Annotated in this window: 15 protein-coding genes and 1 tRNA gene; 14 read left to right on the top strand and 2 right to left on the bottom strand. The window is 57.2% G+C overall.

Annotated features, from left to right (window positions below; genetic code table 11):
* Window positions 1-3: 3 nt before the first annotated feature.
* Together ABJH13_RS11045 and ABJH13_RS11040 are read right to left on the bottom strand one after the other, a co-directional pair.
* Entirely contained in the window at window positions 4-441 is a 438-nt protein-coding gene (locus tag ABJH13_RS11045) for a TIGR01244 family sulfur transferase (RefSeq protein WP_348406264.1), read from the bottom strand.
* Window positions 442-554: 113 nt separating this feature from the next.
* The gene (locus ABJH13_RS11040) at window positions 555-794 is read right to left on the bottom strand and encodes a hypothetical protein (RefSeq protein WP_348406263.1); all 240 of its coding nucleotides are present in this window, start codon (window positions 792-794) and stop codon (window positions 555-557) included.
* Window positions 795-944: 150 nt separating this feature from the next.
* Here ABJH13_RS11040 and ABJH13_RS11035 point away from each other — a divergent pair, with 150 nt between their 5' ends.
* The 14 genes from ABJH13_RS11035 (at window position 945) to ABJH13_RS10970 (ending at window position 14,257) form a co-directional block, all read left to right on the top strand.
* Window positions 945-1,223 carry a DUF2312 domain-containing protein gene (locus ABJH13_RS11035; protein ID WP_348406262.1) on the top strand — a complete coding sequence of 93 codons (279 nt, stop codon included), beginning with the start codon at window positions 945-947 and terminating at the stop codon, window positions 1,221-1,223.
* 316 nt (window positions 1,224-1,539) lie between these two features.
* Window positions 1,540-2,031 (top strand): J domain-containing protein, encoded by a 492-nt coding sequence (locus ABJH13_RS11030; protein WP_348406261.1) that lies wholly within the window; start codon window positions 1,540-1,542, stop codon window positions 2,029-2,031.
* A 257-nt stretch (window positions 2,032-2,288) separates the two neighbouring features.
* Entirely contained in the window at window positions 2,289-2,444 is a 156-nt protein-coding gene (pufB, locus tag ABJH13_RS11025; RefSeq protein ID WP_348406260.1) for a light-harvesting antenna LH1, beta subunit, read from the top strand.
* Between the two features lie 12 nt (window positions 2,445-2,456).
* A complete protein-coding gene (locus ABJH13_RS11020) occupies window positions 2,457-2,801 on the top strand; it encodes a light-harvesting protein (RefSeq protein ID WP_348406259.1) in 345 nt (114 codons plus the stop codon).
* Window positions 2,802-2,897: 96 nt separating this feature from the next.
* Window positions 2,898-4,358: a PucC family protein gene (locus ABJH13_RS11015; RefSeq protein ID WP_348406258.1), complete on the top strand. Its 1,461-nt coding sequence runs from the start codon at window positions 2,898-2,900 to the stop codon at window positions 4,356-4,358.
* Window positions 4,355-5,047, top strand: coding sequence for a hypothetical protein (locus ABJH13_RS11010; protein ID WP_348406257.1), 693 nt, complete (start codon window positions 4,355-4,357; stop codon window positions 5,045-5,047). The genes ABJH13_RS11015 and ABJH13_RS11010 overlap by 4 nt, the downstream gene beginning before the upstream one ends.
* A gap of 207 nt (window positions 5,048-5,254) precedes the next feature.
* Window positions 5,255-6,277 (top strand): fatty acid desaturase, encoded by a 1,023-nt coding sequence (locus tag ABJH13_RS11005; protein ID WP_348406256.1) that lies wholly within the window; start codon window positions 5,255-5,257, stop codon window positions 6,275-6,277.
* Between the two features lie 233 nt (window positions 6,278-6,510).
* Entirely contained in the window at window positions 6,511-7,581 is a 1,071-nt protein-coding gene (locus ABJH13_RS11000) for a substrate-binding domain-containing protein (RefSeq protein ID WP_348406255.1), read from the top strand.
* A gap of 29 nt (window positions 7,582-7,610) precedes the next feature.
* Complete coding sequence (locus ABJH13_RS10995) at window positions 7,611-8,963, top strand: ABC transporter substrate-binding protein (protein ID WP_348406254.1); 1,353 nt, start codon at window positions 7,611-7,613, stop codon at window positions 8,961-8,963.
* Between the two features lie 75 nt (window positions 8,964-9,038).
* On the top strand, window positions 9,039-10,283 hold the full coding sequence (locus tag ABJH13_RS10990; RefSeq protein ID WP_348406253.1) for a sugar ABC transporter permease: 1,245 nt from the start codon (window positions 9,039-9,041) through the stop codon (window positions 10,281-10,283).
* Window positions 10,280-11,494 (top strand): carbohydrate ABC transporter permease, encoded by a 1,215-nt coding sequence (locus ABJH13_RS10985; protein WP_348406252.1) that lies wholly within the window; start codon window positions 10,280-10,282, stop codon window positions 11,492-11,494. The genes ABJH13_RS10990 and ABJH13_RS10985 overlap by 4 nt, the downstream gene beginning before the upstream one ends.
* Window positions 11,495-11,498: 4 nt before the next feature.
* Complete coding sequence (locus tag ABJH13_RS10980; RefSeq protein ID WP_348406251.1) at window positions 11,499-12,758, top strand: hypothetical protein; 1,260 nt, start codon at window positions 11,499-11,501, stop codon at window positions 12,756-12,758.
* On the top strand, window positions 12,758-13,780 hold the full coding sequence (locus ABJH13_RS10975) for an ABC transporter ATP-binding protein (protein ID WP_348406355.1): 1,023 nt from the start codon (window positions 12,758-12,760) through the stop codon (window positions 13,778-13,780). The genes ABJH13_RS10980 and ABJH13_RS10975 overlap by 1 nt, the downstream gene beginning before the upstream one ends.
* 401 nt (window positions 13,781-14,181) lie before the next feature.
* A tRNA-Thr gene (locus ABJH13_RS10970) sits at window positions 14,182-14,257 on the top strand.
* Window positions 14,258-14,441 lie beyond the last annotated feature (184 nt).

The raw sequence follows: 14,441 nt of genomic DNA, 5'->3' as shown, positions 1-14,441 counted from the left end.
AGGTTAGCTTGAAGGTTTTTGGTCCGCGATTGCGCATAGGGTTGGGTGTATGTTTTGCAAATCATACCCGCCGCTACGTGCCGCATTCATAATATCTTCGACAGGCATAAATTGCGCCGCGGCCAATGCCCAAGCAATGGTCGACCGCGTTCCCGATGCGCAATATGCAACGACGGGTCCGGTGCAGTCTTGAATTAACGCCGCATTGGTGGCGATTACATCTGGCGTCATCGTTTGATGTGTCAGCGGTTGCACTGCAAATTCGAGCCCTGCGGCCTCTGCCGCTTTCTGCATCTCGTCGCAATGATGCGACGGGGGAACTTCGGCATTTGGCCTGTTGCACACAACGCGCTTGAACCCTGCCTCTGAAAGCGCTGTCATATCGTCAGGAGACAATTGCGGCGCGGCGAAAAAATCGGCGGTGATTTGGCGAATATCCATGGCGCGGACCCTATGTAAGTGCGCGTGCGATGTCCAGTTTCTGGCGGTAAAAATTGGGTGTGATGCGCGAACTACCCGAGATAATACGGCGGTTTATTACGCGGATTTCCAATTTAAGCGAGGAAAATGCCGATAATGACCAGCATCAAACCAATCACAGACAGAAAAAGAGCTGCCAAGTTCATGGGCAATGCGGTCTTCAATCTGTGACGCATATCTTCGTCTGACAGCTGTGCACGTCTCGCGCGTGCGACGTAGATGATGCACCAGATCAATCCAAGAAGCCCGATGAGCGACAGTGCAGCACCGCCCCAGATTAACATATCAAAGATGGAATGTTCATGTGTTTGCATGCGGCAGGCAGCTACCCAATCCATGAGCCGAACGCAAGGCCACATGTGCGCCCTTGATAGGCACATTCCGCGCAAAGCAACTTGCAGAGCCGCGCGCGCCCGGCTAGGCACAGCGCGCCAGACGCTTCACAAACCCGCTAGGAGAACACCATGAACGACAGCGCTATAAATCCGACCTCGGAGAGCGATGCGACCTACCGCGTGACCGCCAACGAATTGCGCCAGTTCGTCGAGCGGATTGAACGGCTGGACGCCGAGAAGAAAGACCTTGCCGAGCAACAAAAAGAGGTCATGGCTGAAGCAAAAGCGCGTGGTTACGACACCAAAGTGATGCGCAAAGTCATCGCGCTACGCAAACGTGAAGCTGACGATATTGCCGAAGAAGAAGCGGTTCTGGCGATGTACAAAGAAGCGCTTGGCATGGCGTGAGCGCTGCACGTCAGCCAATGGTAATTGATGCGCCATCCAACGAGATCTGACGTCTCGCGTTGGATGGTTCACCACGCTATGGCGGATTGCAGGATGAGCATCTCGGATGCTGGGCAGGTGTACGTTACCGCAGCCGACTGATGCCAATGCAAGGCAAATGCCCTGCGCAGGCGAATGTCTTTGAACCTCGGAGCCAGAGGTTTCGGGGTGCTTGGCTGCCGCCGCGTTAACCATGTTTTGATATCAACGTATTCGTTTCAAATTTTCATCAATATAACGGAGAAATAGAGACGAGTTTTGGATATCGGAGCGGACGATGGCAGCAACACCAGAACATGCAGCACGGGTTTTGGGTCTTTCGGGGCATGCCACGTTGCACGATGTCCGGCAGGCCCGTCGCACGCTTGCGCTCAAATATCACCCAGACCGGTGCCACGACTCTGACTGTGCGACCCGTCATATGGCCCGTATTAACGCCGCTGTGGACACGTTGGTTGCGCATCTTAAGTCGACATCACGCACCCGGATGCCGCCACCGCCGCAGCCGAAACGTGCGCACCGAACGCGTGCACATGTGAACCCGCGCCGGGCAGAGCCGCCTCGCGACGAGGTGCGTCGCCGGCCGGCAGACACTGCAGGCGCACGGTCTCAATCAAGTGAACAACCCCGCGAAGCCAAGGCCCAAGCACCGAAGGCGCAAGCCGAAGTCACCTTGATTCGACGCGCAGCGGCATCCTATCGGTCAGCCCTCGATCGGTTCAACCAGGCGGATATGGCCCCAACGATAGACGTTCGGATCAAAGCCTAAGCTGTACGGTGGCGTACCGAAAACCCTAGCGCATTTTCAAATAGGTATACGGCATAGGCGCGGCGAAATTTCGCCGCGTTTGGCGTATGAATCAACGGTTTTTCAGTCCATTGTTCATAAATTGGATGTAAGTTAAAACTTACAGTTGAATATGTCAAATATTCATGACAGTGTTCTAGTACGGTGCGCTCATCGGTGATCCGGCTCGGCAAGGTTTCTGGTCACGACATAAGACGTCTGTAAGCGGAGGACCGGATATGGCGGACAGTGAAGACAAAGTGTGGCCAACAGGGCTGACTTTAGAAGAGGCCGAGGAAGTGCACAGCTACCTCATAGACGGGACGCGCGTTTTCGGCGTGATCGCGTTATTGGCGCATGTATTGGTCGCGGTTGCGACCCCATGGTTGGGATAAGGGAGGTACATCATGAATAATGCAAAGATGTGGCTCGTCGTGAAGCCAACTGTAGGAGTGCCGCTCTTTTTGAGCGCGGTTGCGATTGGATCATTTGCGGTTCATGTGGCGGTGCTTAGCAACACCACGTGGGTGGCGGATTTTTTATCAGGAAATGAACTAGGGTCTGGCGCACAGACTGCATCGGCGACAATGCTGGATGCAGGTGATGTGGCCAAGGCCAGTTATGCGGTGGATACGCAGGCGGATGCCCGTGAGGTCACGCTGATCCTATCGGATGGCACGCCGATCAAGGCGGTGTTGCAACCTCCTTCGGCGGAGGCCACTCCTACGACCTATTCGGTCATCACCCAGTAGAGAACTGGACCCGTAAAGACGGCTTTGCGGGTCCTTTCCACGTGTCGATTGATCCGTGGTGCGCCCTTGTGGCCCCTGCGGGAAATGGTCTGGAATATGTTTGATTATCGTGCATTCGCGACGCGCAAGCTGGCGGCCATCGGCCCCAAATATCTCCCTTTCGGAGATGTTGCGACCGAAGACGTCCCCCTGACACGGCTTTTGCGATTGTCTCTTTTTCAAATCACCGTGGGTATGGCGTTGGTGCTTATTGTGGGCACGCTGAACCGGGTGATGATTGTTGAATTGTCGGTTCCCGCGACGTTGGTGGCGGGGATGTTGGCGATGCCATTGGTGTTTGCGCCGCTGCGCACGTTGATCGGGTTTCGCTCTGATGTGCATGTCTCTGCGCTGGGGCTGCGCCGTGTGCCTTACATCTGGAAGGGCACGTTATACCAGTTTGGCGGGTTCGCGATCATGCCGTTTTCGTTGCTGGTGTTATCTGGCTACGGCGAGGCATTCGATGCGCCCCGGTGGATCGGATATACCTCTGCGGCGCTGTCGTTTTTACTGGTCGGGGCGGGGGTGCATATGGTGCAAACTGTGGGCTTGGCCTTGGCCACTGACCTTGTGGCAGAAGACGACCAGCCCAAGGTGATCGGCATGATGTATGTTATGTTGTTGGGGGGCATGGTCGTCAGTGCGCTGATCTTTGGCACCTTGCTCGACACTTATTCGCCGGGGCGGTTGATACAGGTCATCCAAGGGGCCGCGGTGGTGACTGTCGCGTTGAACCTTTATGCTATGTGGCAACAAGAACCCCGCGACAGGGCGCGCGCGCAGGCGATGAAAACCATGCAGCCGGTACGGTTTCGCGTGGCGTTGCGCGCATTGATGCAACGGCCCGGTATGGCGCGATTGCTGGTGGTGATTGGTTTGGGCACCTTTGGGTTCGGCATGGCGGATGTGTTGCTAGAACCTTACGGCGGTCAGGTTTTGGGGCTGTCGGTGGCAGATACCACCAAGCTAACGGCGTTATTTGCATTCGGCAGTCTGATCGGTTTTGCAGCTGCGTCGCGTGGTTTGGCGCAGGGTGCAGCACCCGAACGGTATGCGATCATCGGGGCAGGCGTGGGGGTTCCGGGGTTTATCGCGATTATTCTGTCGTCTTTTGTCATCGGGACACCGTTGTTTTTGCTGGGCACGTGGGCTGTGGGCGTGGGGCTTGGGCTTTTTGGCCATGCAACCCTGACGGCCACGGTACGCGCGGCGCATGATGACGGCATCGGGTTGGCGCTTGGGGCGTGGGGGGCTGTGCAGGCAACGGCAGCCGGTGTGGGCATCGCGCTGGCGGGGCTTGTGCGTGACCTGATCGTTGGTGTGCAGCAGGGCGCTGGAAACGCCGGTGCAACGCCCTACAATATAGTATTCTCGTTGGAGATCGCCTTTCTCGTCTTGGCTATCTTCATCACACTGCCGTTTTTGAAAGGCCTTGCGGGGGCGGCGAGGATGAACCGCGCCGACACACGTTGGGCAGAGCCGATAGAGGCGCCAACAAACCCGATGGAGGTATCATGACAACTGTCATCACACGCTTGTTCAAAGATGAAAAGACGGCGCGCGACGCTGCGGGACGGATCGCTTTTCTGGGTGTTCCCGACCGCGCGGTGTCTGTTGTTGCCCATAAAAATAAGGCTACACCGGATGAGGTCAGCGCCAGATTGAGCGCTGCGCAGGTGCATCCGTCGGCGGTAGAGGCTTATAGCCAACATATCGCGAAAGGGTGTGCGGCGATCATTGTGCGCGCCACCTACAAGCCGTTGACCGCGGCCACCAAGGTCCGCGCCGTGCTCACCAAATGGGATGCCGTGGATGCGGGCGATGTGGTGGATGACTACTTCGTGCCCGATGGCCCGGAAAAAGCCAGCAGTATCTTAGCCGATCACCCGCTGTTTCTGACCGTAAGGCCCAGCAGGACCGACTACGAAGGCGGCCCTGTCACTGCGGGGATGGGGTTTGCACTGCTGCGGCCGCACAAGGCCAAACGTTCTGCCATTCGCGGGGGTGGGTTTAAATCGCGGATGTTCTGGCCGATGCCGTTGCTGTCGACGAAAACGCGCAAAAAATCGGTGATGTCTGGTGGGCGCTTCATGTCCAAATCCTTTTGGCCTGCGGCGTTGCTGAGCACCAAAAAGCGCAGCAATTCGGTCATACGGGGCGGTGATTTGCCCTTGTCGCGCGCATTGGGGTGGCCGCCGGTAAGCTGACGTGCGCTTTGGTCCAGGCCACGCAGGCCGGGGGGGCAAGTGCGGTGTTCTCCCCGTGCCACAGGCGAAAAGTTGGATTTCGAACGACACTGATGCGTCAGATAACGCAAGATGTTACCCAGATCGGTCCTTCATCCGAGCATTGGAGGTTGCTTATTTGGTGATTTCGGCTAGGAGGTTCAGAACGATAAGATAAGAAGCAGGCGCATGAACCAACACAGTGGTATTCTTTCCAAAGGCGAAAGCTCGGCGCGGGATTGGGTGAAAGTTCTCGCCCACTATCGCGAACCAAATCTTGGACGCAGCTCATTTGAGCTGGCCGTTACGTTGGGGCCATTCTTCCTGATATGGGCGCTTGCGTGGTATTCATTATCAATCAGCGTTTGGCTGACGCTCGCACTATCACTGTGCAATGGGGCGTTTCTGGTGCGGTTGTTCGCGATCCAACACGACTGTGGGCATAGCGCGTTTTTCAACAACCGTACAGTGAGCGACTGGCTTGGGCGGTTTTTGGGCATCCTGACGTTGACACCCTACGATGTGTGGCGGCGATCCCATTCGATGCATCATAGCTCGTCTGGTAACTTGGGCCGGCGCGGTATGGGCGATGTTCATACCTTGACCGTGGACGAATACCGCAACAGTGGCCGGATAGCGCGGATCTTGTACCGCCTGTACCGTCACCCTATCGTGTTGTTCGGCCTTGGGCCGGGATATTTGTTTTTCTTGCAAAACAGACTGCCCTTGGGTCTGACCAACCAAGCCCGCTATTGGATCAGCGCCATGGGCACCAACGCGGGCATTCTGATTGCGCTGTCCGTGATCGTGTATTTCGGGGGCATTTTGCCAGTTGTGCTGATTTTCGTGCCAACAACATTGCTGGCGGCGACGGCCGGGGTGTGGTTGTTCTACGTGCAGCACCAGTTTGAAGAAACCCATTGGGAACAAGAAGAAGACTGGGATATGCACGCCGCGGCGCTGCACGGCAGTTCGCATTATGTATTGCCGCCCGTGTTGCAATGGCTGAGCGCCAACATCGGCATCCACCATGTGCACCACCTTTATAGCCGCATTCCTTTCTACCGCTTGCCCGAAGTGCTGCGTGATCACACGGACCTGGCCAAAAGCAACCGCATGACCATCCGCGAAAGCCTTGAGAGCGCGCGTTTGCATTTGTGGGACGAGAAAAGCAAGAAACTCCTGACATTCGCACAGGCCCGTCAGGTTTGACCCTAACATAGGGGGCGGTCCCAATGGGATCGCCACGTGCTGGTTGCCGAAATGGTAGGACCCCAAGGGGTCGCTTGATGCAAATACTCTGATTTTACGCGATGAAAATACATGCAGTAGGGATGCCCTGCTGCATGTTGTGCGTTTAGATTTGGCGTTTCGCGCAAAATTCGCGCATTATTCGACTTGCCGAAACCGGTTTCGGATCTCACGATGAGTCGGGGGAGGCCAGTTTGGACAAAAATCTAGGGACAATTGCTGCAGGGGATCGGCGCAACCGCGTTACGATTTCTGACATGGCGGATGCGCTGGGGCTTACCAAGTCCACGGTGTCGCGCGCCATGAACGGGTATTCGGATATTTCTGAGGCCACGCAGCTGCGAGTCCGGCGTATGGCCGACAAGCTGAGCTACCAACCTTTAAGCCACGCACAGGCGATTAAAACTGGCCGCACGCGGTCGTTGGGGTTGGTCTTGAAACTGTCCGACCACGACGCGCAACGTCCCTTTTTGGCAGAATTTTTGGCGGGTCTTTCGGCGGGCGCCCATGCTGAAGGCTGGACGTTGACCGTCGCCGCGTCAGACAGCGAAGCGGATATGATCCAGACGTTTCGGACATTACTGCGCGATGGAAAAGCCGATGGGTTCATTCTGCCGCGGGCCATTTGCGACGATCCGCGCGTGCGGTTGCTGCGCGAAGCGGATGTGCCATTTGTTTTGTTCGGGCGACAAGACGACGACACGGATTGCGTGTGGTTTGATATCTTGGGCGAGGACGCGATGCGCGATGCTGTGGCGCATCTGGCGGCTCTTGGCCACAAACGCATCGGCTATATCAATGGCGGGACGCAATACGCTTATGCCACCTTGCGCAAGGCGGGTTTTGTGCAAGGGATGCGGGACGCGGGGCTTGGTGTTGACCCGGATTTGATGATTGAAGGCGCGGTGACAAGCATCGAAGGTGCGCAGGCGGCCCGCACCTTGTTGGATCGCAAGACGCCACCCACGGCTATCGTGTGTGCGGTCGATTTCGCGGCGCTTGGTGCTTATCAGGCTGCAACCGAACGCGGGTTGGTTGTCGGACGTGATGTGTCGGTGATGGGTTACGACGGCATCCCCGAAGGCGCGCACGCAGACCCGCCGCTGACAACATATGCGGTTGATAACAGGGTCGCGGGCGAGAGATTATCCAACATTTTGATCCGCCGCATTCGGGGCGAAGACCCGGACACGCTGCGCGAAACGGCGCTGGCACGGTTCGTGGATCGCGGATCAACCGGCCCCGCGCCGACAGAACAAACTTAGCTGCAATTACTTAAATGGGAGGAATAACAATGCAGTCAAAAATCAAAACGAGCTTGGTTTCGGGGGCAGCCACCGCGCTGATCCTGTCGACCTTGGCGGCACAGGCGGACGATCTGCGCTTTTGGACAATTGAGGAACAACCAGAACGTCTGGCGCGCCAAGAAGCTATGGCCGCAGCGTTTTCCGCCCAAACGGGGCACAATGTTCAGGTGATCCCCGTCACCGAAAATGACCTTGGCACGCGCGCGACAGCCGCGTTTGCCGCGGGTGATTTGCCGGATGTGATTTATCACCCGCTGCAATATGCGGCGTCTTGGGCGGATGCGGGCATTCTGGATACGGACGCCGCGACAGACGTGGTCGAGGCCTTGGGGGAAGGCACATTTGCCCCTGGTGCTTTGGCGATGGCCAGCGCCAATGACGGGTTTGCATCGGTTCCCGTGGACGGTTGGACGCAGATGTTGGTATACCGCGCGGATCTGTTTGCTGAAAAAGGCCTAGAGCCGCCCAACAGCTACGCAAATGTTCTGGCCGCCCTTGAGGCCTTGCACAATCCACCGGAACTTTATGGGTTCGTCGCTGCGACAAAGGTTGATGAAAACTTCATGAGCCAAGTGTTGGAACATGTGTTTTTGGCCAATGGAGTGTCACCGGTCGGCCCCAACGGTGTCCAACCGCTGGACGAGGCGACGACCGTTGAGGTGTTGGACTTCTACAAAGCCATCGCAGAGGCATCGCCTCCCGGTGATCTGTATTGGGACCAATCGCGGTCACTTTATTTCAGCGGCGATGCTGCGATGATCATCTGGTCGCCGTTCATTCTAGACGAACTCGCAGGCCTGCGCGACAGCGCCCCACCCACAATCAATGATGACCCAATGACCCGCGATTTGGCTGCGGCCACCGGTATCGTGACCAACTTTGCAGGGCCGTCGAACCCGGATGGGGCCGCGTGGGGCGATATCCGGTATTTGGGGATCACATCAGATGCGTCTACTGATGCGGCGATGGAGTTCGTGCAATATTCGATGAACGAAGGCTATGGCTCGACATTGGCAATTGCCCCCGAAGGCAAATTCCCGGTGCGGCGCGGCACTGCCGACAACCCAACCGAATTCGCCGATCTGTGGGCGACGCTTGATGTGGGTGTCGACCGCAAAGCGCCTTTGGGCGATCTGTACGAAGCCTCGATGATCGAAGAAATTGTGGGCGGCTTGGATGTGGCCCAACGTTGGGGCGTGGCCGATGGCCAATTGTCAGCGGCGTCCAAGATCATCAACAGCCAGGTGATCAACCGTTTGGTGCGTGAATTCATCGATGGTGAACGTGACGCAGCCGCGACTGTCGCGGCCCTGAACGAGGCGATTGCCGGGGTCGAATAACCCCAGCTTGCCTGCTGGGGCGTGCGGCGCGACCGCGCGCCCCAATTGTTTTTCTCTTAGATCAAGGTGATCTTAATGGCGGATGTCTCTCCTCCAACCGGTACCGGTCCGTTGGCCAAACGCGAAGCGCGGCTGGCGTGGGGGCTGTTGTTACCGACCATCACGGCGGTGGCGCTGGTGGTTGTTTTGCCGCTGCTCGCGATCTTTTGGATCTCGATCAAACCGGTCAAGCTGGCTGATCTGCGCCCGCCAGAGGTGGTTTTGCGCGAAGATATTCGCGGCGACGATGATGCCGTGGGTGATCTGGCCAACATACGCTACCGTCTGCGCAATTCGTCGCAGGAACAACCGATCACGGGTGTGACCCTCTCCGACACAGTGCCAGACGGGCTGCGGGTGGTGACGTTGGACGCGCGCTGCACGTTGGATGGGCGCGCGCTGGCCTGCGATCTGGGCGATTGGGAGCCGGGGTTTCGCGAAAACCTGATGATCCCCGTCGAGATCGAACAACCCTATCTCGACAACGCGCTGCGCCCCCAAGACACTCCGGCGCAGACGACCGGCACATCGTCAAATGTGCTGACAAACGGCACGTTTACGTTGGAAAACTTCACCCGGATCTTCAGCGGGGATGAGTTCGTCGAAGTCTTGTTGGTGACGTTATTCTATACGGTGTTCGGCACGGTTGGCGCGTTGTTGGTGGGGCTGTTTGGAGCGCTGCTTTTGAATAAATCCTTCAAAGGGCAGGGGATCTTACGAGGCCTGTATTTGTTTCCTTACGTGGCGCCGGTGATCGCCGTGGCTTTTGCTTGGCTGATTTTGTTTGACCCGTTTTCGGGCTCGGCCAACGCGTTGTTGCTGCAAATGGGCGTGACGTCCGAGGCGATCAATTTCTTTGGCGAACGGCCCTTGGCGTTGATCATGGTCACCGTGTTCGAAATCTGGCGCTATTTCCCGTTGTCGTTCCTGTTCATTCTGGCGCGGATGCAAAGCATCGATACCGACATGTACGAGGCCGCCGATATGGATGGCGCAAGCCCGTTTCAACAGTTTTGGTACCTGTCGGTGCCACAACTGTTGGGTATTCTTAGCGTATTGTTTTTGCTGAGGTTTATCTGGACCTTCAACAAATTCGACGACATCTTTTTGCTGACGGGCGGCAATGCAGGCACACGGACCTTGACGGTCAACGTCTATGAACAAGCCTTTGCGATCTCGAACATCGGGGCAGGGGCGGCCGTCGCTGTGGTGATTTTTGGCTGCTTGTTGGCCTTCTCGATCTTCTTTCTGAAATACATCAGCCGGGAGGAAGGGCTATGACCACCCTGCACCGTGGATATTTTACCGGGCCGTTTTTAGGCGCGCTTTGGATGGCAACACTGGCCGTGACCGTCGCTATCGCGATGTCGTTTGCCACGGGGCAGGCGTTTCGGCCAAGCCTGTTGTGGGCGTTGCTGTGGGGCGGTCTGGCGGGCACGGTTGCGGTTGCTGCGGGCCGGGGCCGTGTGGTGCAAATGGGCACCGTGCTGGCGGTTTGTTTGGTGATGATGCTGGGGTTTGGCCCGGTTTTGACAGGGCCCGACACCGGTTTTACCGCACGGCTTTTTGGCGCGGTGGTGTTGGGGGGCAGCTTTGCGGTGTCGGTGATGCCGATCCTCAAAGATGTCACGCCCGGCCGGTTAACCCGTCACGAATTTGAGGCGGCGGTGATCCGGTTTCTGACCGGATTTGGCTATATCTTCTTTTCCGCCATCGTGCTGATCCCATTTTATGTGATGGTCATGACCAGCCTGAAAAACCAGGCCGAGCTGATCCAAAACCCGCTCGACTTTTCGATCGATCTGTCAAAAGGCACTGATCTGTTTCGGTCGTATCATGAGCTCTTTACCCAGTTTAATTTCGGCACCTACCTGTTCAACTCGTTCTTTATTTCGGTGCTGACGGTGGCCATTACCTTGGCCTTTGCGATCCCGGGCGCCTATGCGGTCGCGCGGCTGCGGTTCCGGGGGCAGGCGGCGTTTTCGCGGTCTATCTTGTTGATTTATATGGTGCCGATGATCGTTCTGGCGCTGCCAATCTACATCGCGTTTTCGCTCACGGGGCTGCGCAATTCCTTTGGCGGGATTGTGATGATCTACCCGGTCACGACCATCCCTGTGGCGCTGTATATGTTGCAGGGGTACTTTCGAGGCCTACCCGCCGAGATTGAAGAAGCTGGTCTGATGGACGGTCTGTCACGCCTCAAAGTGATCTGGAAAATCACCTTGCCGCTGTCGTTGCCAGCGCTGGCGTCGGTGTCGCTCTATGTCTTTATGATCGCATGGAACGAATTTTTGCTGGCCTTCATGCTGCTGGATGATCCCACAAAGTTCACCCTGACCCGCGGGATTGCCGCGCTGAACTCCTCTGAAGTCCCCCGCCAGCACCTGATGGCCGGTTCTGTCATCGCGACTGTGCCGATTATGGCGCTGTTTTTGGGGCTCGAAAAATTTATGACCAAAGGCCTGACTGCCGGGTCAGTAAAAGGATAGTGATATGACATCGCTTGATGCCCAAGCCCGCGCGATCCTGCGTAAAAATGACCGTGGGGTCTACACCATCCCCACTGACGGGCTGTACCCCTACCAATGGAACTGGGACAGCGCCTTTGCGGCGTGGGGGTTTGCCACCTTCGATATGCCGCGCGCCTGGCGCGAGCTTGAAACCCTGATGGCGTCACAATGGGATGACGGCATGGTGCCGCATATTATCTTTCACCAACCCGATCCGGGGTATTTTCCGGGGCCGGATGTTTGGGCAACGGGGCATACGCCGCAAACCACGGGGATCACACAACCACCTGTGGCGGCAATCATCGCCCGCCTGATCTGGGATCTCGATCCGCAGGCAGGGCGCGCCCATTTGCGCCACCTCTTTCCCGCGTTGGTCCGTTGGCACAGGTGGTGGCACGAAAAACGGTGCACCCAAGGCCCTGCAACCATCACCCACCCGTGGGAAAGCGGGCGTGATAATTCGCCCGATTGGGATATCGGTATGGCGGGTGTCGATGGGTCGGGCGTGGGCGCGTACCAGCGTTGCGATACCGGTCATGTGGACGCGTCCATGCGCCCGGGTAAAGCCGACTACGACCGCTATATCGCAATGGTGCAATTCGGTGTTGGATGTGGTTGGGACCAAGACATCATCGTCGCGGACGGGCCGTTTTTGATGGCAGATCCGGGGATCACGTTCATCTTACTGCGCGCGCATGATGATTTGGCGGCGTTGGGCCGCGCGCTTGGCGAAGACGTGTCCGAGATCGAAGGGTGGGCGGCACAGTTGCGCGCCGCGTTGCCGGTGATCTGGAATCCAGACCTTAACGCATATGACGCCAAGGATATGCGCACGGGCACCTTTGCGGGCGTGCTGGGGGCGGGCGCGTTTTTGTCCTATCTGGCGGGGGCGGGCCGGCCAGAGCTCGACGCGCAGTTGATGCGGGTGTGGGATGGGGTCCGATACGGCATTCCCTCCGCCGACCCGCAGGCCGATATTTTCGATCCGCGCCGCTACTGGCGGGGGCCAACCTGGCCCGTGGTCAATGCGTTGCTGGCCCTTGGGTTTACCACATCCGGTCGGACGGATCTGGAAGCCCGGTTGCGGGCCGAAACCGCTGATTTGATCGAAACGCACGGGTTTTTTGAATATTTCGACCCGGTTGACGCAACCCCCTGTGGGGGGGCCAATTTCACCTGGACGGCCGCGATTTGGCTAACTTGGGCTGGCAAAGACAGAACATCGACGAGAGGGGCCGCATGATGTCATCAATTCAATTGAAGGGCGTGGAGAAGTGGTTTGGTACCGCGCAGGTCATCAAGGGCGTCGATCTCGACATCGAAGAGGGCGAGTTTATTATTTTTGTGGGCCCCTCGGGGTGCGGGAAATCCACGTTGTTGCGGATGATTGCAGGGCTGGAAGAAACCTCGCGCGGGCAGATTTTGATCGGGGATCGCGACGCCACCGCTGAACCACCCAACAAACGCGGGCTGGCTATGGTGTTCCAATCCTACGCGCTTTATCCGCATATGTCGGTGCGCGAAAATGTGGGGTTTCCGTTGAAATCCGCAGGTTTGCCCCAGCCGGATATCGACGCCAAGGTGGACGAGGCCGCGCGGGTGTTAAAGCTGGATGCCTACATGGACCGACGACCCAAGGACCTGTCGGGCGGGCAGCGTCAAAGGGTCGCTATTGGGCGGTCCATCGTGCGCGACCCCACGGCGTTTTTATTTGACGAACCGTTGTCGAATCTCGACGCCGCTTTGCGGGTCGAGATGCGCTACGAGATCGCCAAACTGCACCAGACGTTGAAATCAACGATGATTTACGTCACCCACGATCAGGTCGAAGCGATGACGCTGGCGGACCGTATTGTGGTGCTTGAGTTTGGTACCATTGCACAGGTTGGCACCCCGCGCGAACTTTATGAACGCCCCGCCAATCTGTTCGTGGCGCAGTTCATCGGCTCGCCCCGTATGAACGTGTTCCCTGCCAATGCCGCGCCTGATGTGACCGCGCCGCAGGGGGCGGTGTCCTTGGGGGTGCGTCCCGAACATATCTCGGTGGTCCCTGCGGGGACGGGTGTGTTGAACGGAACGGTCGACCTGTTGGAATATCTGGGGGCCGATACATTTGTGATCATGTCGTGCGGGGAGGCGGGGCAAATCACTGTCCGAGTGAATGGCAGCACAGATCTGAAACCGGGCGACACAGCAGATCTGCAATTTGCGTCCGACGCGGTGCATGCGTTCGACACAAAAGGGGTGTCGTTGTACAAAGACTGAACGGTATTGGCGCCGCCCGGCCCCCGAAATGACGCCACGCAGTGCTGTGCGTTGGCGACGCTATTGTGGGTGTTTCGCCATCATTTCCGCGACGTATGGTCGGGTATTTAGGCGTTGATGCGAATGTAATCGCAGGTTTTCTGTGATAAAAAAGTGGTGTCGGAAGTGCGACGTTTGACCAGCTGAGGTCCACGTTTTACGGCACAAAGGGCACGCAATGTCGGTCGTTGTATTTTTTGTCCCGTCCAAGTGGTTTTCTTGATCTAAGGGTCTTGCGCTAACCGCATTTTGCAATTACGACCCCGGAAAGCGCGGGAAGCGGGCACGGCATCTTAAGTAAGATGTAAAGAATGTTCGGTAGACGGCGCAGTATGAACTTCGCGTAGAGCTTGCGTTCATAAGCCCCTATAGCTCAGCTGGTAGAGCAACTGATTTGTAATCAGTAGGTCCGCGGTTCGAGTCCGTGTGGGGGCACCATTTATTAAGTCATTACCTCCAATCCCCTATAAGGCTTTGAACAGAAACGCTATTTTGGTGGTTCTAGCACCCTCAATTCGGCAGTATTTGATGTGGTCGGTGAAGGCCAGTTTGAGCACCACCCGACGCAGGTGAATGCACCCTGGTTCCCATAGTTTAAAGGGGTTCGCGAGGAATGTGAGGG

Origin of the sequence: Roseobacter sp., from assembly GCF_039970775.1 — a bacterium.
Taxonomy (GTDB): Bacteria; Pseudomonadota; Alphaproteobacteria; order Rhodobacterales; family Rhodobacteraceae; genus Roseobacter.
This window is presented reverse-complemented; position numbering and strand designations above follow the sequence as displayed.